At 52.7% G+C, this 18533-nt stretch carries 13 protein-coding genes; 5 read left to right on the forward strand and 8 right to left on the reverse strand.

All coding sequences use genetic code 11. From position 1 onward, the window contains the following. Positions 1–104: 104 nt before the first annotated feature. The 7 genes from rfbD to RBB82_RS07700 all read right to left on the reverse strand — a co-directional run bounded on the left by rfbD (position 105) and on the right by RBB82_RS07700 (position 9815). The gene (gene rfbD, locus RBB82_RS07670; protein WP_433974529.1) at positions 105–1040 is read right to left on the reverse strand and encodes a dTDP-4-dehydrorhamnose reductase; all 936 of its coding nucleotides are present in this window, start codon (positions 1038–1040) and stop codon (positions 105–107) included. Further along, a complete protein-coding gene (rfbA, locus tag RBB82_RS07675; RefSeq protein WP_433974530.1) occupies positions 1040–1915 on the reverse strand; it encodes a glucose-1-phosphate thymidylyltransferase RfbA in 876 nt (291 codons plus the stop codon). Before rfbA ends, rfbD begins: the two co-directional genes overlap by 1 nt. Further along, positions 1912–3075 carry a dTDP-glucose 4,6-dehydratase gene (gene rfbB / locus RBB82_RS07680; protein ID WP_433974531.1) on the reverse strand — a complete coding sequence of 388 codons (1164 nt, stop codon included), beginning with the start codon at positions 3073–3075 and terminating at the stop codon, positions 1912–1914. Before rfbB ends, rfbA begins: the two co-directional genes overlap by 4 nt. Before the next feature lie 66 nt (positions 3076–3141). Then, positions 3142–4584, reverse strand: a complete 1443-nt coding sequence (locus tag RBB82_RS07685; RefSeq protein WP_433974532.1) for a hypothetical protein — start codon at positions 4582–4584, stop codon at positions 3142–3144. Between the two features lie 48 nt (positions 4585–4632). Continuing rightward, positions 4633–5970, reverse strand: coding sequence for an O-antigen ligase family protein (locus RBB82_RS07690; RefSeq protein ID WP_433974533.1), 1338 nt, complete (start codon positions 5968–5970; stop codon positions 4633–4635). 111 nt (positions 5971–6081) lie between these two features. Beyond that, positions 6082–7302 (reverse strand): GNVR domain-containing protein, encoded by a 1221-nt coding sequence (locus tag RBB82_RS07695; protein ID WP_433974534.1) that lies wholly within the window; start codon positions 7300–7302, stop codon positions 6082–6084. A 17-nt stretch (positions 7303–7319) separates the two neighbouring features. Beyond that, complete coding sequence (locus RBB82_RS07700) at positions 7320–9815, reverse strand: SLBB domain-containing protein (RefSeq protein ID WP_433974535.1); 2496 nt, start codon at positions 9813–9815, stop codon at positions 7320–7322. Between the two features lie 550 nt (positions 9816–10365). Between RBB82_RS07700 and RBB82_RS07705 the strand changes: the two genes are divergently transcribed. From RBB82_RS07705 to RBB82_RS07720, 4 genes are all read left to right on the forward strand, one after another. Then, on the forward strand, positions 10366–12300 hold the full coding sequence (locus RBB82_RS07705; RefSeq protein WP_433974536.1) for a capsule assembly Wzi family protein: 1935 nt from the start codon (positions 10366–10368) through the stop codon (positions 12298–12300). A gap of 719 nt (positions 12301–13019) precedes the next feature. Then, the gene (locus tag RBB82_RS07710) at positions 13020–14168 is read left to right on the forward strand and encodes a PP2C family protein-serine/threonine phosphatase (RefSeq protein WP_433974537.1); all 1149 of its coding nucleotides are present in this window, start codon (positions 13020–13022) and stop codon (positions 14166–14168) included. Positions 14169–14176: 8 nt separating this feature from the next. Beyond that, positions 14177–14620 carry an ATP-binding protein gene (locus tag RBB82_RS07715; RefSeq protein WP_433974538.1) on the forward strand — a complete coding sequence of 148 codons (444 nt, stop codon included), beginning with the start codon at positions 14177–14179 and terminating at the stop codon, positions 14618–14620. A gap of 11 nt (positions 14621–14631) precedes the next feature. Next, positions 14632–14997, forward strand: coding sequence for an STAS domain-containing protein (locus RBB82_RS07720; RefSeq protein ID WP_433974539.1), 366 nt, complete (start codon positions 14632–14634; stop codon positions 14995–14997). Positions 14998–15017: 20 nt separating this feature from the next. Here RBB82_RS07720 and RBB82_RS07725 read toward each other — a convergent pair whose 3' ends face one another. Next, positions 15018–17084 carry a SpoIIE family protein phosphatase gene (locus RBB82_RS07725; protein WP_433974540.1) on the reverse strand — a complete coding sequence of 689 codons (2067 nt, stop codon included), beginning with the start codon at positions 17082–17084 and terminating at the stop codon, positions 15018–15020. 812 nt (positions 17085–17896) lie between these two features. Here RBB82_RS07725 and RBB82_RS07730 point away from each other — a divergent pair. Beyond that, complete coding sequence (locus tag RBB82_RS07730; protein ID WP_433974541.1) at positions 17897–18499, forward strand: hypothetical protein; 603 nt, start codon at positions 17897–17899, stop codon at positions 18497–18499. Positions 18500–18533 lie beyond the last annotated feature (34 nt).

The following is an 18533-nucleotide window of genomic DNA, read 5'->3' on the forward strand; positions in this document are numbered from 1 at the left end:
CTTGGATGAGTGTATCGTAACTGGACAACGACTAGATGCGGCAATCAAAAGATCACAGGGTTACGGCCGCATGCATGTTCCCCACTCTAAAAATAACATCAGCCTTAGAGACCTAAAGGAGCATCAAAAACCTTCCGTAGCGAATCCTGCCAACCCATCATCTTCCAACCAAATTGCCCTGCCAGCTTGCCACATTGCAATCTGGAGTTGGCTGGTCGTTTGGCCGGAGTGGGGAACTCCTCGGTGGAAATTGGCACGATCTCTGCGTAAGACGCGCCTGGCTCCCGCTCTCGCTGCAGCCGGACGGCCTCCGTCGCGAATCCGTACCAAGTCGTTTCTCCTGCACCGGTTGCATGGTAGATACCGCCTGAATCTGCTAACACATCACCCAGCTTAAGGCCCTCTGCCTCAGCTTCGTATTGCCCGATTATTTCTGCGGTCATCCTAGCCAGGTCCCGGCTCCACGTTGGTGCGCCAAATTGATCAGCCACTACTTTCAACATCTCGCGCTCCCGCGCAAGCTTCAAGATCGTCTTTAAAAAGTTCTTACCCCGGGTCCCGTACACCCAACTCGTGCGGAAGATGATATGTGCGACGCCACTTTCCGACAGCACTTTTTCTCCCGCCAGTTTGCTTGTGCCATACACACTTACAGGGCCCGTCGCGTCCGTCTCAACATAAGGAGCCTCGCCCAAACCATCGAAGACGTAGTCGGTCGAAAAGTGAATTACCCCCGCCCCGATAGCCCGAGCCTCTTCGCCTATGATTTGTACGGCTTCTGCATTGACAGCATATGCCAGCTGAGGCTCGCTCTCAGCTCTGTCCACTGCCGTGTACGCTCCAGAGTTTACAATCCATCGTGGCTGCACCGCCTGAATCATCTTCCGTATGGAAGCAACATTCGCCAGATCCATCGTTGTTCGCGTAGGGGCAACCACCTCACCAAGTGGCATCAAAGTATCCACCAACTCGCCACCTACCTGACCGGAGACTCCCGTCAACAATATTCGTTGGCCCGGCGGCAATTTACCGAATTCCATCAATACACCGTCTCTTCCAATACCCGCAGCAGATACTGACCATAGGTGCTCTTCGCGATATTCGCTGCCAGAGCCCGAAGCTGATCTGCGTCAATATAGCCCAGCCGATACACGATCTCCTCTGGACAAGCGACCTTTAACCCCTGCCTCTTCTCGATCGTATGAATGAACGTCGCGGCCTCCAGCAGCGAGTCGTGGGTCCCAGTATCCAGCCAGGCAATCCCTCGCCCAAGCACCTGCGTTCGGAGTAGTCCACGCTCTAAATACCAACGGTTAACGTCGGTTATTTCAAGCTCGCCGCGCGGCGAAGGTTTCAGCCCCTTAGCTACACCTACCACTTGCTCATCGTAGAAGTAAATCCCGGTCACCGCATAACGCGACTTCGGCTTCAATGGCTTCTCTTCAATCGATATCGCCCGACGCGCAGCATCGAACTCGACGACTCCATAACGCTCTGGATCCAGTACCGGATAAGCAAATACTGTCGCTCCCGGTCCGCGGGCTGCCGCCTCGCGCAGAGTCTTCGCGAAGTCATGCCCATAAAAGATGTTGTCGCCTAACACCAGACAACAGCCCTCGCCCGACAAAAACTCCTCGCCGATCAGAAAGGCCTGTGCCAGGCCATCAGGTGACGGTTGCACCGCGTACTGCAGTGTGATGCCCCATTGCTCACCAGTTCCCAGCATTCGCTCGAAACGCGGTGTATCCTCTGGAGTCGAAATGACAAGAATCTCCCGAACCCCAGCCAGCAGCAAGGAAGAAAGCGGATAATAGATCATCGGCTTATCGTAGATCGGGAGTAGTTGCTTCGAAACCACCTGCGTCACCGGATGTAACCTGGTTCCCGACCCGCCGGCCAGAATAATTCCCTTCATCGAGTCCCCCTACCAGCATCGGCCTTCCGGCGAGCCTCAATGGTAGTCGCATCCCCTCGTTCACGCGTGGAGTAGTTCTGCTCTATCCACTGCTGATATGCCCCGCTCGTCACGTTCTCCACCCAGGCCGCGTTCTCCAGATACCATTCCACGGTCTTCCTCAAACCCGTCTCGAAGCTTTCCTTGGGTCGCCACCCGAGTTCACCCTCCAACTTTCGCGCGTCAATCGCATATCGGCGGTCGTGCCCGGGTCGATCCGTCACATACTTCACCAGTTGAAGATGGGGCCTGAAAGTCGACTTAGGTACCAACTCATCGAGCAGCTCACACACCATCGTCACAACCTCAAGGTTGCTCCTTTGATTTCCCCCGCCAATGTTATAGGTCTCCCCGATCCGTCCCCGTTCCAGCACCGTGCGGAGTGCACTTGTGTGGTCCCCAACATATAACCAGTCCCTCACCTGCATTCCATCTCCGTAGACTGGTAAGGCCTTGCCTTGGAGGGCATTTGCAATCATCAACGGAATCAGCTTTTCTGGAAACTGATACGGCCCATAGTTGTTCGAGCAGTTTGTAACGATTGCCGGCAACCCATAGGTATGGATCCACGCCCGCACCAGATGATCCGACGCAGCTTTTGACGCCGCATAGGGACTATTCGGGGCATAGGGCGTCTCTTCGTGGAAGGCGGGGTCAGCCGGCGACAAAGTTCCATATACTTCATCGGTCGAAACGTGCAAAAACCGAAATCTCTCCCGCTCCTCGCCTGCCAGGGAATCGTGGTACGAACGTGCCGCCTGCAGCAGTGTAAACGTCCCATCGACATTGGTCTTCAGAAACTCCTCAGGCCCCAGGATGGATCGATCAACATGGCTCTCCGCGGCAAAATGAACCACTGCGCGCGGCCGGTGCTTCCGGAATAATTTTGCCACCAGCGTTGAATCGCAGATATCACCGTGGGCAAACGTATATCGGTGGATGTTCTGCACGGAAGCCAGATTCGCCGGATTCCCTGCATACGTCAGCTTATCGAGGTTGACCAATGCGCCACAATCAGCAGCTAGCCAGCCCAGCACAAAGTTGCTACCGATAAATCCCGCGCCACCCGTTACAAGCGTAGATGCCATATTTACATTTTGGCCGGTGATAACGTTGGCCATAATGGAACCCTCATATTTCAAAAATATTGACAGCGTTGTGTCTGAAGAAAAGCTGACTACGCAACCTTACTTTGGGACATCCCTCTGCTTGCAATAAAGATATAGCTCGCTACCACGCACCATCGCGGTAGAGAGCAGCCGCAAGGGAACGACCCGCTTTATATCAGGACAAAGAAACATCCCTTCAGATATCGGAAGAGCGCCTTGAAGAGGGTGGTCGAAACAAAGATAGAGATCTGCATCTTTGGCATCCAAAATGGTCGTCTGCGCTGCGGCTCGGTAAAAATGAGGGTGAGCGAACCATAGTGCATAGTCACCATAGATCCTCAGATCATCATCCCTAATGGCAAGTTGCCGCTCAGCATCTCGAATAAGAGCAGCAACCTGATCAATATCTTGCAATCTATAGCCCAGGTTTCTGTTCATGTAGATAAGAGGAGCGTACTGAAGCACAGCATAAGCGCATGCAAGAATCGTGACAGCTTTCAATTGCCGCTCTACTTTTACTACGCTAAGAGCCATTGCGATAAGAAAAGGGTACAAAAAAATCATATAAGAAGGGTTTCCATGCGGCATAATCAAAGAAAAAATGCTCATCGCAAGAGCGCTAATGCCTAAATAATGCGAACTTATCTCGCTGCGCTTTCGCCAGTAGTAGACTCCAGCGACTAGAAAAATGGTCAGCTCGGGAAGATGGCGATGACGTTGGAAAAAAAATGAGGAAAAAAATCCGCCACTCCAAACGACACTAGAGAGTTCAGAGTGTCGCCAAGTATGTGAGAGATGCAATATCCCCGGATGCAGGCTAAAATATGCAGCTACGGCAAGTAATAGACCACATGCAAGACGCACGATTAAGCCGATGGTTCGCCTATTCATGGAATATAAGAGAACTATAGCTGGAATTAACCCAATAACAGCAGCTGGCTGCACTTCTACTGATAGAGCAGCCACCAAAATACCCAGGACCGGTTTTCGGTAGGCCACCAATAACAACCCAGACGACAGTAACGCAAAGCTAAAATATTCATATCTGAATTTGTTCGCCGCAGAGAGAAATGGCTCTGACAGTCCAGCAATAATGAGAAATGCAGAAACGAACGAGTCGCTATATCCAAGTCGTCGAAGCTGTATCCACCACATCGCCAGCGAAAACACGACAAAACTAGATGCTATAACGGCCGTCGGCCATTGCTGCCATCCGACATGTGATAGCAGCGCGAATTGAACAAGGGCAGCAAGTTTTCCGAAAAAAAATGTACCATCCATTCCTCCCGGGAATCGCACGTTCATAAATTGATCAGTGCAAATATGTTCAACATAACTATTATATGAAAACGAAAGAAACCATGGATTATCAATATCGTATGGACGGTACCTTAGAAACATACCCAAATAAAAAATGAATAGCCCGCTCAAAATAATGAAGGAACGCTTTCGTACTAACAATTTGTATGCAGAACGGAACGCAGCCTCCTTATAAATATCCATTTCTTTGTCTAGTCTCAATCCGATCACCCTTCTCTTTTGCAATACTTAAAAGTACAACGAATTGAGTCATGCCTCTACATCTACTGCTTGACTCCGGTCTCCTACCCTCTCGCAATATCGCAAATTGAATCCGACAACTACGACCATTGTCACGTGAAACCAGAAATATAGGCGGAGAAGGTTTTGCGCCTGAATGAGAACGATGAATTCGAAGATAAGTGCACGAATCAACGCTCTTAGCCATTTGGCGCGCTCGTTTGGCCAGCGGCGAGAAATCAACCTAAGGTTCCCGACAGAATTAGCTCCCATGAACCAAAGAAATGGAAGAATTCCGATCACGCCGCTAGCGGCAAGTACCTCAAGAATTACTGGGAATCCCCTAAACAACTTAATATCCTCCATGGAGGAGACACTATGACCTTGGGTTTCCGCAATTCGCTGTGCTACTCCAGCAAAACCCTGCCCCACCCACGGGTTTTCTTTAAAGACATCCAACGTTTCGGACGCTTCCTCCGTGCGGTCAGTCACGGAATGGGAGGCGGTATTATTCAGGCCTGTGCCCCCCAGAAAAACGTTTGGATTGACGACAGAGGAGATCAAGATTCCCCCCTCAACCGCTACCCCCATTAAGAGCAGAGCGACAATAAGAAGGTAAAGCCTTGGTCGGACGATACTCACATTTCCAGTAGAGAATCTTGAAAGTCGGAGTCTACACGCTCTGAAAATCAAAGGTACACCACGGAGAGCACCCTCGAGGGCCATCATTAGCCAAGCCGTTTTGCTAGTGGATAAAAAGAGGGACGCGCCCATGATGACGGCGATCCATTTCCATATTCGTCTAGCTGTAATCTCCGCCTTCGATGATCTCAAATCGAGAAGCATGATCCAACCCATGATGATGTAGCATGCGAAAAACGACGGTTCGTATGAGAATCCATTGATGCGGGGAAATTTCCCATGCACGATCCACTGCGTAACGAAATAAGACCCGAGATGCAACGATGGGCTAACTAGCTGGAATAAACCAAATAACGAGACAAATATGTATGAAGCCAGATAGGTCTTCATCAGCAGCTCTATGCGGTCGCCATCGCCATATAACTGCAAAACCGCGTAGACACCAAGTATTGTGAAAAATAGATTTGCATTAAACACAATGCCAGTTGCCACTGTATCTGTAGTGAACATGAAAATGACCTGCAGACAACACCAAAGAATGAGGGCTATCCCCCCTGAAGGCCATAGAATTTTCCCAGATTGCGCTACGACTGCTAATCCACCAAATACAATCGCAACCATCAAAATCTGTGCCAGACGAAGCGTACCACCTACTTCAAATACCAAGGCAATATCGAAAGAGGCCGTAAATAGGCAAACTGCGAATATCCAGTGCATCAGCCTCATTTACCTGAACCTCCTGAAACTGATGCTTCTCCACCCAAGTGCCTCCTGCCGCCGCTCGGTATCAATTCGAGTGCTTCAATAGAATCGTCCGCGGCATATAGCCTGACCCTGTTACCCCCGTCGAGCACTTCCACCCGCCAAGGCTTGATACTTCTTTTGATTGTCCGGATTCGACATAATCGTCTGGACGAATGACTCAACTAATGTCCAGGCAACTCCAAGAAGTGCTCCACCCACTAGCCCTAAAAGACAAAAAAGTGTCTTTGGTGGCCACGTTTTTCGTTCAGGAACGGTAGCACGATCGAGCACCTCGATCATCGAAACCGTCTTCGCTTCTTCTTGTTTGGCAAGTTCGTATTGCTTGGCAAGCAAAACAAAGACCGCCTCGTGAAACTTCACTTCCCGCTCTTTCCGGATATATTCCAGTGCTCGCTCTGGTGCCTTCGACGTAGGTATCCCCGTGGACATTCCATTTCCAGAGCCACTTTGCATTGCCTGCAACTGATTCTCAAGCCCCTTAATCTCGGCCTGAAGTCGAAGAACATTTGGGTTCTCTGGCGTAGCACCTTGCAGAAGAGCGCCTAACTGTACTTGGCGCAGCCTCAATTGGGCTCGTGTTTGTTCAATAGCACCAATATTGGCCGCGACCTGAGCTTGCGGTATCAAGATACCGGTGCTCTCTTGAGTTTTTTTCAATTCGACTTCGGCATCAGCGAGGGCATCTTTCTCCTTGACCATCTCGCGTTCAAAATAAAGTCGCTGCTGGCCCGCAGTTGTGATCGCAAGCCCCTCATTCATGCGGTCCAATTCGGCTAGATAACTATTTGCCAGATTAGCAGCCCGTTTTGGGTCTTCATCCTGAACTGTCACTCGAATTAAGCCTTCCTTCGAAGTGACGATCTTAGTACGCGAAGCCAACTCTTTCTGTGCCGCGAGTTGGTATTTAACTTTGTAGACGCCCTTCAAGCCATACTGTGCGATCAGGCGATCCGCTATAGTTTTGCTTTCGAGAATATCCTCGTAAACCTCGGAGGTCCCCCCGCCAAGATCCAACCCTCCCATCGCTAGCTTGAGAGCTATCGAGGCTCCGGATGTACTGGGTTGCGGGACTAAAAGTGCTGCAGTTGCCGAATATCTTGGCTTAATGAAAAGCAGCACAAGAAGAACAACAGACAAACCCGCGACCGCCGTCAACATCGTTCGTCGACCTTTGCGTTTGACGAGCAAAGCCAACAAAAACAAGTCGAGTTCGCCGCGTTTCGAAACGTAGTCCGCCGACCCACCATCCGTTGCGACGTCAGTCGTCGTCCGCCTGGACTCTGTCTCCAACATTGTCTTACCTGCCTCAATTATCTCAATACATTAATGGCAGCTATCCCGAGGCCAAATTGGCCGAAGATCGTCGCGATATCCACAAGATTCCGGAGCAGAGGCCGTTTATCGACCTGTTCAGGAACGACAACAGCATCACCAGGGTTTAGGCGAGTGGAATCAAATCTACCGAGTATGCCGCTCGAATACTGTCGGCTAACAATCGCGCCATCCGCACGTACGATGTAGCTTCGACCATTATCCGCGGTGCGCGTACCGCCCCCCGCCTGGTGCAAATAATCGCCTACCCGCTTCTGGGGGTTGTACAGAAAAGATGTCTGATTGTAAACCGCTCCAAACACATCAACAGTTGAAGGCATCTGGGGAACGATAAAAACGTCGCCATCTTCAAGCGGGAGATCCGGAATATCAGCCACTGTCTTGCTGTCGGCGCCCATATCAAGGACAATCCTGCCCGTAGATTTCAACTGGCGTAGCTTTTGCGCAACGGTTCGAGCATTTTGAAGTGCGGCAACGTCCTGAATGTCATCTTGAGGACTTATCGCATTGTTCGCAGCGTTCGCTTCGGCCAATTTAATCCGACGATCCAGGTCCGCAGCGTAATCATTGAGCCGCTGCTGTTGGATTACCCTTGCGGACTCCCGGGTAAATTGAGATCCATATAGGTAGGCACCTGAAGTCAACCCTCCGGCGCGGCTCACGAGTTGACGAAGCGTCTCCCCTGGGGCGACGCTGTACGTACCAGCACCACTAAACTCACCCTCAAGTCGTACGTACTTCGTTTGCTGAGATTGGGGTACGCGAATGTCGGACTTTGAGAAGATCGTAACAACGTCGCCAGCCTCAAGCTCCAGGTTGTCCGCCGCGCTACCATCCAACACCACTTTTCCAAGATTGAACGGAATGAGCTGGGAACTCAAGTCGTTACGATTGAGCCGCTGAATTACTGCGTAAGCCCAATCAACCTCAGGTGCGCTTAGCACGACCGCGTTCTTTGCCGGAAACCGCTGCGACGTTCCGGTTACCGCGGCACTAACCGAAGACCCCGTTGCGCTATTTGCATCTGAGTCATTTCGCGTGTCTCCTGACCCGAGCGCTCCGCCGCGCGAATTATTTGTGCTGCGACCGTTATTCCCGTTGTCTCCTGAAGGCAACGAGCTTTGAGCGTCCGACTGTGTAGAGTTCAGATCATCGCCGACAGAAGTAGATGGAGGAGTAGAGTTGTCATTTCTACCTAAGGGCTGCTTCGGGGTAATTCCATACACGTTCGCGTCGCTGTCTTGTGCGGCCGCGAGTCTCTGAGAGTAGGTCAAACTTGGAACAACGATGGGACTCACTGGCGAAATACCAGCGCCGTTGTACTGTGCTGTTGGAGCATCGGGAGCATAAAGGCGAACTGCAGGGGTAGAGTCCAGTATCGGAAGTCCAAGCCGATTGCGTTGCAACCAGTAATCTCTCGTCAAGAGCGCATCTTTGTCGGGAATAATGTCACGTACCCGCATGCCCGGAAACCAGGCAAATCGCCTTGGCTCTGCCACGTTTCCCCGCAGAGTCACTGAGTCTTTGAACCGGTCGATGATCGGTGAGACTTCTACAATATCGCCATCGTGAAGCTCAGTCGCCAGTCCCGCAGCGTCGAGTTTTACATCTACCACCGATCTCGAATCGTGCAGCTTAAGACGTTCAATTCGGATCTGTTTGTCCTGGGCCAACGTCGAGAGTCCGCCGGACAAGCGAAGCAGTTCGCTTACCGTGGACTCCTTTTTCAATTCATACAACGCCGGCACATCAACGCTTCCGGCTACCGCTACCATCGGTCCTACTGGCGGAATGTAAATAACATCCCCAGACACCAGTTGGACATCCTTCGATTTGTCGCCCTTCAATAGCAGATCATAAAAATCAAAGGTTACGACCGCTTCCCCGTTGCGCTTTACTTGAATATCGCGCATGCTCCCCATTGGCCCCGGACCGCCGCTGGCAAATAGTGCATTCACAAGTGTGCTGAGAGAACTGACCGTGTAGCTGCCAGGACGCTTCGCTTCGCCCACGATAAATATTTGAATGGACCGCAGCTGCCCGATATTTACATTGATATCGAAGTTGCGAAACGTGCGTCCTACCTGAGCGCGAAGATAATCTGTCAGCTTTGCAAATGGGATACCCGCAACACGAATAGCACCTACTTGTGGAAGATAGACGTTCCCCGAACGATCGACAGTAAAGTGCCCATCCAGCGTTACCTGTCCCCAGAGTCGGACCAACAGTTCATCTCCCGGTCCGATCAAATACTCCGGCGTCACCGGAATACGATCGACGGGAGCAAATGTCGCCGGAACATTACTGAACAAAGTTGATCCGTAGATCGGAAGCACCTTTCCCACAGAAGACGCAACCAGACGCTGATAAGGAGTAAGCGGAACAGGTGGTTCGTAGGCATATGCATTCTGGCCCACGCGGCGGCCATTACGTTCCGTCGATGAATCGGACGGCGTGGTACCTAGGTTCTGCACTCCATTGAGCGTTGAGCCCTCTTGCGGAAGCTGGGGGAGCTGAGGAAGCTGTTGATTCGTTGAATCTGAACCTGAGCTCTGACTTTGAGGACTTTGATTTGCCGTGCTTTGAGTTGGCCCTAGAGAAGCGAAGGGATTATCGTTTGGCTGGGTCGATTGTCCGTATGTCGTTAACGGAGCCGAACAGGTAATGCACGTCAGAACCAATACACGCAGAGCGCGGAACCACTCCTTCGCCGTCATTCTTAACAATTCTCTTGAATGAAGTTTCTTGCAGGTACAGTTCATTTCACCTTTGCAATCAGAGTCACGACCGCTTCGCATTAAGCTCATCTGCTACTAAAACCCTTCCACAACTCACTGGACGTTCGGTTATCTCATTACATTCGATACTCTAAGCATAACGGATATTTTGAAGCATCGTTGTTATCGCTTCCAGCTGTGCTCTTTTCTAGTAGGATCGAGTAAGGGCAGCACGTACATCTTACGCTCAAACTACAATGGATATTCATGTGCCAGTTGACTCGAACCTTAACGTGAACCTCCCCGTATGAGAGCAACCCCGAACTCAAAAGAACTACTGATCTGTATGGCCTTTGGGTTGTCCCTGCTCCCGACAGGGCTTTGTTTGGCTCAGGACGCGACAGAGACTGATTCTGCGAATCATTCAGATGCCACTCTCGAAGTCCCACACCTTCAGCCATCTTCGTCGTTCGTTCTTCAGGCTGATGCGGTTCCCTCGACTCTGATCGAGCCACCACTCCTCAACGGAACCTTTAAAGGAACCCTGATGAATGCTGGAAACTTGGCGTCGACTTACGGCGGTCATCAAGCGTCACAAATCCCCCAGGCATCGGCCCAGTCCGGGTTCCCCTATGGTCCTACCCGGCGGCAGCTGACAGAAATTATTGATCCGGACAAGCTTGGGTCAACCGATGTCCCAATGGACAGCTGGATCTACCCAGCTTTGGAAAGACTCGCCGACATGGGGTATATCACCACGCAGAGCGTCGGGATCCGCCCGTGGGCACGCAAGGAATGCCTACGCCAGCTTCGCGAAGCAGAGAACGAGGTCAATCGCTACAACGGAAACAAGGCTATGGATCAACAGGCAGAGCTGCTTATCTCAGATCTGCATCGGGAACTCGCAGACCCTGTAGACAGCAATTCGGTCGTCCTGGAATCGACCTATAACCGCGACGGCGCCATCATAGGACCAGCGATTACCGACAGCTACCACTTCGGCCAGACCTGGTGGAATGACTTTGGCAGGCCGCTTGGGCGGGGCACAAGCGTGATCGCTGGGCTCTCCGGCCGTGCCACCTATAATCGATACTTCGTCTATGCTCGTGAAGAGTTACAGCACGACCCAGGCACTCTGGCTCGATCGGACGAGCAGGCCCAATTCATCACCACTCTGGATGGATTGCCAAACGACTATCCTGCCTCTCCCGCTACCTCCGCCTACGAGCGTGTCAGGCCGATCGAGTTATATGCAGGTGTAGCCTTTGGCGGCAACGCACTATCCTTCGGAAAACAGGAACTCTACTGGGGTCCGACGGTGATCGGCCCTCTCTCATTCTCAAGCAACGCAGAGCCCACCTACAATCTGCAGTTCGTCGCCACACGTCCACACCCATATCCATTTGCTCCAAACCTCGGAACCTATCGGTTTGACTTCGTCTTCGGCAAACTCTCCGGCCACCAATCACCGAATCGGCCCTACTACAATGGCTCGAAGATTGATTTGACCTTCGGGCCATATCTTGAACTCAGCTTTACTCGCTGGTCCATCTTGTGGGGCGTCGGTCATCCAATGACGTTAGAAAGCCTGAAAAGGAACTTGTTCAGCTTCAACGCTACCGGCGGCCAATTCTATGGTGCGCGCAACGACCCAGGAGACCGGAAGAGCGGCTTCGACTTCCGTCTGCACGTTCCAGGTCTGCGCAAGTACGTCACCATCTATGCGGACTCTTACGCTGATGACGAACCAAGTCCCCTTGACGCCCCTCGACGCGTCGTCTGGAGTCCCGGCATCTACTTCGCCCGGCTCCCTCTCTTGCCCCATATGGATCTCCGAGTTGAGGCCGCCAGCACCAACGAGCTTAGCCACGATGAAGGCTCCCGGGTCTTCTGGAACACTCAGTATCACGACGCAAACCTCAATAAAGGCTTCTTACTGGGCACTGCGGTTGGCCGGGACGGGAGGGCTATCGAAGGCAGAAGCGGATACTGGTTCTCTGCACGCACTCGCGTTGAAGCCGGATATCGGCAAAACAAGCTGAGCGCTATCTTCTATACCGGTGGCGGCACCATCACAGACGGATTCGTCAACGCGTCTTACACGTGGAATCGCAACTGGTCAGCCCAGGTATTTGCCCAGTACGAACGCTTTATCATTCCCACGTTCATGGCTGGAAGCCAGCACAATGAAAGCGGCTGGTTTCAACTTACCTGGACACCGAATCTGAAGCTTACGCACTAAAGAGCTTCTCCCTGACTTGATTGGGGTATAACCAGCTTATTTTGGCGTCTGCCAAATCGCCTGCCTGAGCTTGGGGTCCCTCTTTTCGCTGCTAGGCAAAGATGCAGGCAACTGTAGACCCTTACACCATCTCCAATGGAAGTCGAGATTGGAAAGGTGGCTACATGTCGTCCAACGATCAGAAAACTCAGCAATCTACTTACGAGCATCCACATCCGGACCCGGAACACGCGACCGAACCTTCTGGACCCAAAGGCGATAACCCATCCACGGCCGGTCCTGGTCCGACGAATGTTCAATCCAACACGCCAGAAAACAGCTTGGGCCACATCAACCCATCTGCGCCCGAGGATGCAAATATCACCCCCGGAACCGCTGGAAAAAAATAATCCTCCACTTCAGCGGCTTTCTGGAGTCGCCCGCAGTTCGCCTTTGAACCTCGGTGTTTAAGCCTCGAGGTCGATCCGCTCCTGTGCCCTAAAAGCAGCTCCCGTCGATCGATCGGAGCATCAATGTACGATGGTGGGCAGATTGTTCTGTGCAACAACTGCCAATGATGGTATTTCCTGACAGAATTCACAGACTAAGAGAATCGATCGATACGATGCCTGCTCTGTCGTTGCGCTCGCGGCAATCCAGCGCCACTTTGTGAAGCAGTCGGCGAAGACAGACTACAAATGATTGTTCATGCGGCCAGATAACAAGGAGCAAGCCAGTTTATGGAAATAGAAAGCAGTCTCCATCTACAACAGCAAATTGCACGGTTGCAGGCGTTACTCGAAACCTCGCATAAGATTCACAGCACCATCGAGCTCGATCATGTTCTCCGGTCCGTCCTGCAGATCACCGTACGCGAGTTGGAGATGGCGGGCGCCTTCTTCACCGCCTTTCCCTTCTCTTATGGAGACATTCCCCCAAGATTCCTTCTGCACCCCCCGTCATCCGATCCAAAGCGCGGATGTTCTCGCTTCCCCTTGCTGGATCGCAAGGGCGAAGTCCTCACCGAGATGGTCGTAATCACACGAGACGGCGCTCCTCTCTCTCTCTTCGAACAGGATTTCCTCGAGCACCTCGCCACTCAAGCCGCAGTCGCCATCGAAAACGCCCGCTATCACGAACGCACCTTGGACATGGAGCGCGTAAAGCAGGATCTTGCCTGCGCACGCGATATTCAACGAAGCCTTCTGCCCCAGTCTTTCCCCAACATCGCTGGCTACAGTATCGATGGCCGATCGCAAACCTGCTACGAGGTAGGCGGTGACTACCTAGATATTATCGAGCTGACATCCGGACAGCTCATGATCGTAGTGGCCGATGTCGCCGGAAAAGGCTTGGCCTCCGCACTCGTGGGCAGTTCGTTCCGCTCCGCTCTTCGAGCCATCGCAAACTCCGGGATGTCATTGGTCGAGATCGCAACTCACATGAACGTCCTGCACTACAACGAAGGTGAGGAATCACGGCGTCGCTATGTCACGTCGATTTTCCTTCGTCTCGATCCCACCACCCACACCCTTGAAGTAGTTAACGCTGGACACAACCCCGGCTTTCTCCTCAACGGCAGCGATCTACCTGAGATGATTGAGGCCTCCGGCACTCCCGTGGGCATGTTGCCTTTCTCTACCTACAGAGCAGAAAAATATGTACTGTCCAATAAGGCGAAGCTGCTAATCTACACCGACGGAATGACTGAGGTCTTTCAAGGTAACGAAGAATTTGGTCAGGATCGCCTTCTTGAGGCGTTCCGCACCTCGCGCGCTGTCGACGCGCCAAGTACCCTGAAATCGATCTGGCAGGCACTGGACGCATTTTCCAACCAGGAATCGCAGACCGATGATATGACCGCACTTGTAATTGGCAGGAAGCCGTAGGAGGCGAAGTGGAAGGTAAGAACGTGAATAGCATCGAACTGCGTCTCCCTTCTCGGCTGGGTTTTGAAAAGATCGCAATGAGCACCGCCTCCAGCGTTGCGAAGCTGATGGGTTTTGCTCCCGAACGCATTGAAGACCTCAAGACCGCTATCGCAGAAGCCTGCATCAACGCAATGGAACATGGAAATAAACTGGATGAGTCCTTGATCGTCGTCGTCATCCTCTCGATGGACGAGACCTCGCTGGAGGTGAAGGTGCTCGATATGGGAACGGGTCCCCCAAGTGTCGTCCACACGCCGAACATGGACAAGAAGATGCACGGGGAAGAACCCAGTCGCGGAATGGGGATGTTCCTCATTCAGGCACTGGTCGATGAAGCAGAATGGGTCAGCTCACCTCCCAGCGGAAGCTATGCGCGACTGGTCATCCGTTTGAACAAGACAGAAGATTGAAGGAGATACAAATGTCGGAGTTAGGCACCAAGGTCAAAATGGAACAGGTCAAATGCGCTTCGGGCGACCCCATCACGGTGCTCCGTTTTGCGGGCGATATTACCAGCACTTCCGAACCCGCAGTCCTCGGAACATATGGAGGCCTATCACCCGAGACCTCAAAGCGCATCCTGCTCGACTTTTCCAAAGTCGAATATCTCAACTCCAGCGGCATCGCGCTCATCATCCAGCTACTCTACGCCGCCAGCCAGAAGGGCCAGACCGTCCAGACTTTTGGCCTGACACCACACTTCCAAAAAGTCTTCACCATGGTCGGCATCACAAAATACACCAAGCTGTTTCCCGACGAAGCCACCGCTTGCGCCGGGTTTGAATAACCGCGAACTAGATTCTCCTACTACGTGACCGCAAGAACCGATCTTGAATCGAGAGAGCTCTGAGGCCGCGGATCGCGTTGGATTCGTAAGACAAGGATGTCATCTTCTTGGCCGAAGGCCTCGGCCGCGGCTGCAAGTGCAGCCGCCGAGATCGGCTTCTGAAGCATCTCCTGGATGCGTTCAAACCCGAACAGCTCCTTATGTTGATCCTGCGCCTCCGCGACACCATCGGACATCAACATCAACGTGTCTCCGGGCGCCATCGAGAAATGCGTCACGAAGAAATCCGCGCCTGGTATCACCCCGATCGGAAGTGAACCCTCCATCGGGACCTCAGCACCATTGAGGTAAGGCGGTAGATGACCCGCATTCGCCAATGTTACCTGTCCGTCCTTGGTGATTTTTAGTATCAGGCACGTCGCACTCGCGCGGCCACGACCCCATAGACGGTCGTTCAGGCTGTTCATTAATATCAGTGGATCGGAGTGATATTGCACAGCGGTGCGGACAGCGCCAACGATCAACGCCACAAGCATGCCAGCCTGCAACCCCTTTCCCGTCACGTCACCGACAATAATCAGCACGCTTCCATCGTCAGTCTGCGGAAGAATCTGAAAGAAGTCTCCGCCAACTTCCCGCGCCGGACGATACTCGCTCTCGATCGCGAAGCCAGACACCGTCGGCAACTCTTCTGGGATAAGAACGTGCTGCACCTGTCGTGCCTGCTCGATCTCCGCCTTCCACTGCTCTCGCTTACGTTGCGTATACAAAAAGCGCCGCAGCAACATAACTGTAATCAGAAAGATCGAGAGGATCGTCGCAATCGTGCCGAGCTGGAAGTTGAATCCAAAGACATCGAAGCGGGTGCGTATATGGAACAGATGCAGATTGACTTGATAGAGCGAGAGCGCAACAAGAAGCACTGCGGGCAAAGCAAGCCAACCCTCTGTCCTCTGCTTAACAATGCCTCGAACCGTGATCGCGAAGAGCAGAACAACAAACGCCAGCTGCAGTCCGAGCAGAACAGGCGATAGATAAACTGCTGCATGGACGGGAACCCGCGTACCATACAGCGGCGCACGCAGCATGGCCGTGCAGATCATTGTCAGGGTAACCAAACTCCAAACAATTCGATGGATCCATGCCATCCTGGCGATTCGGAACCAATATGCCCAGAAGATCACCCAAAGCCCAATTCGAATCGGACTGATGATCACACCCTGCAAAACCACTCCCGGCATCAGCGAGATCCAGGTGGCAAAGTTCACGATGAGAACGACGCTGTTCTCCAGAATCGTCACCGCACAAACCAGGCTCAACCAGAGATAGGCAGGCTCCGAGCGATCCATCCACAGAAGACTTACCGCGACCGCCCACGCGAGCATCAGAATAAAGATCTCGAGGAAGCCGCTGCCAATTGCATGGGCAGTATCGTCCCAGTCGAGCTGAATCAGAGTCGATATAACTCCCGCATGACCCAGAACAGGTGGCTCATGCATTCCACCAGCATCCGGACTAAGAAACGGGGTTGCACTGTCCATCCACATCCGCACCGCAATCGTCATCGGGCCGCTGCGAAGATCGCGCGGCAGTCGGAACGACCTCGGCACCGTGCTGTAAGCGGTCACACCCTTCGCGGTAAAGTCGCCGAGCTCTCCGATGAGCTTGCCATTCACGTAAACCTGATACGCGTCGTCTGCGCTGTCCGGCATCTTGATGGCAAGCCTGCCATGCGAGCTCTGCACGTTAATTCTTAGCCGATACCATGCATAGCCGGCGTAGTTCGGATAGCCGCTCCCTGTCCAGCCAGGAATGTAACCACTCGTCCCCAGCTCGACGTTCTCCGATCCAGCCGGCGGAGTTACGTCGATCGTTCCCCAACTTGAATCGTCGTAGTCCTGCTGGGCCCACGCAAGATCGTCACCGGTATGAAACTTCCACGGCCCCGAGAGTTCAACCGTGCCGTCCCCCAGCGTCGCCTCAAGCTGTACTGCGCCTGCGGCGGCCGCCTTAGCATGCTGTCCATGCAATCCAGCTGTCAGGCTGAAGAGCAGCAGCAACACAATCGAAGTTCCTGCATAACGCATAGCTACTCTCAAGATCTGATGATCCATTACCTGGGTTAATCCAGTCCCTAGACTGGTGACTGCCACCACTACATTCGTCTACAAACCGACACAAACTGAGATCCGGAGCAACAGGACTCTCGCCGCCCGCCACGCAAGCTGCGATAAGCCGTGAATCGCACTCAGCGCAGACGAGAAGCCCGTTATAGTGCAGCATCATCGTCATCATACCGCCCGCGACGGCTCATATCTGTCAGCCCAATTCAGAAGATCTTCGACAAAAACCCTTTCCAACCTGCAGGATGCGGCCAAGACCTGATGGAATAAGGCGGAACACGTGGGGATTCTTGTTCCGCAGGCTATCCGACCGATGTTGGAATGTCAACGTCGCCAGCTGGCGCCTACAGCAGCCTACTGGATCATCCCAAAACGTGGCCGCGTTGACCCGCTCCCTCCTTTCGAACACTATGCCTATCCCAGCGTCTGTCGCGGACATCTGGCAAAAGCCGTAGTTCAATTGCATTACCGGGACCATCACGTCGAAACACCTCTATTACCAGTCGCTTGTCTTATCCGGCAAGAACGTCAGAATCAATCAAATCTCTGCAATCGACAGATACAACAATACTTCCATTTGAGGTGCAAACTTTTGCATATCTGCAATACGTAACTGATGGAGTTCACTGGATTTTCAACCTTTTCCTTTGGCACGGGACGTGCATCCACAATGCCCATCGACCGGCTACAACTCTTGTCTGATCTGCAATTCTGAAGTCGCTCCTTGGTCCACCGTGATTCCAAAATGTACGTGCAAATCTCCGGAGGAATACAACATGAAATATCTTCGCGCCATTTTTGTCCTGGCCCTGTTCTGCGGGTTTTCTAGTCTCGCTTTGGCTGATGACATCGACTTCCACATGAGTGTTCTTGACCCGCCGCAGCAGCTCAACTACACCTCCATCGACAACACTGACCCATTCGCGGTCAGCTTCAGTGCTTGTCCCCAGATCATCAAAGCAACCGCATGCTTCACGGGATTTAACGACACGAACACGACGTTCACGAGCTTGAGCCTTGTCTTCGACAACTCGACAAATCCCAAGGACCCCAGCGACTTCATCAATTTCCTCAACGGTCAAACTCCAACGTGCGATACCACCCCTGCGTTGAGTCTGTTCGGCTCCTCGTCTTGCTCCCTGAACGAAGCCGAGACTCAGTACCTTCTCAGCTTTTCAGGCGGCTCAGGAATCGCCCCAGGTCAGTTTTTCTTCATCGCAGAGACTGGCCCGACAGCGGCTGCCTTCGGTACAGGAACCGGAGTCGTCGGTATAACCCCGGAGCCAGATTCGCTTCTTCTCTTCGCTACTGGTGTGATGATGGCAGGATTGTTCTTCTTCCGGCAAGGATGGATGAAGGTCAGCAATCGACGCATCTAATCAGCGCGTCGTGCCTCGAAGATGAGTTACTTAA

Origin of the sequence: Tunturiibacter lichenicola (genome assembly GCF_051013355.1) — a bacterium.
In the GTDB taxonomy this organism is placed as follows: Bacteria; Acidobacteriota; Terriglobia; order Terriglobales; family Acidobacteriaceae; genus Edaphobacter; species Edaphobacter lichenicola_F.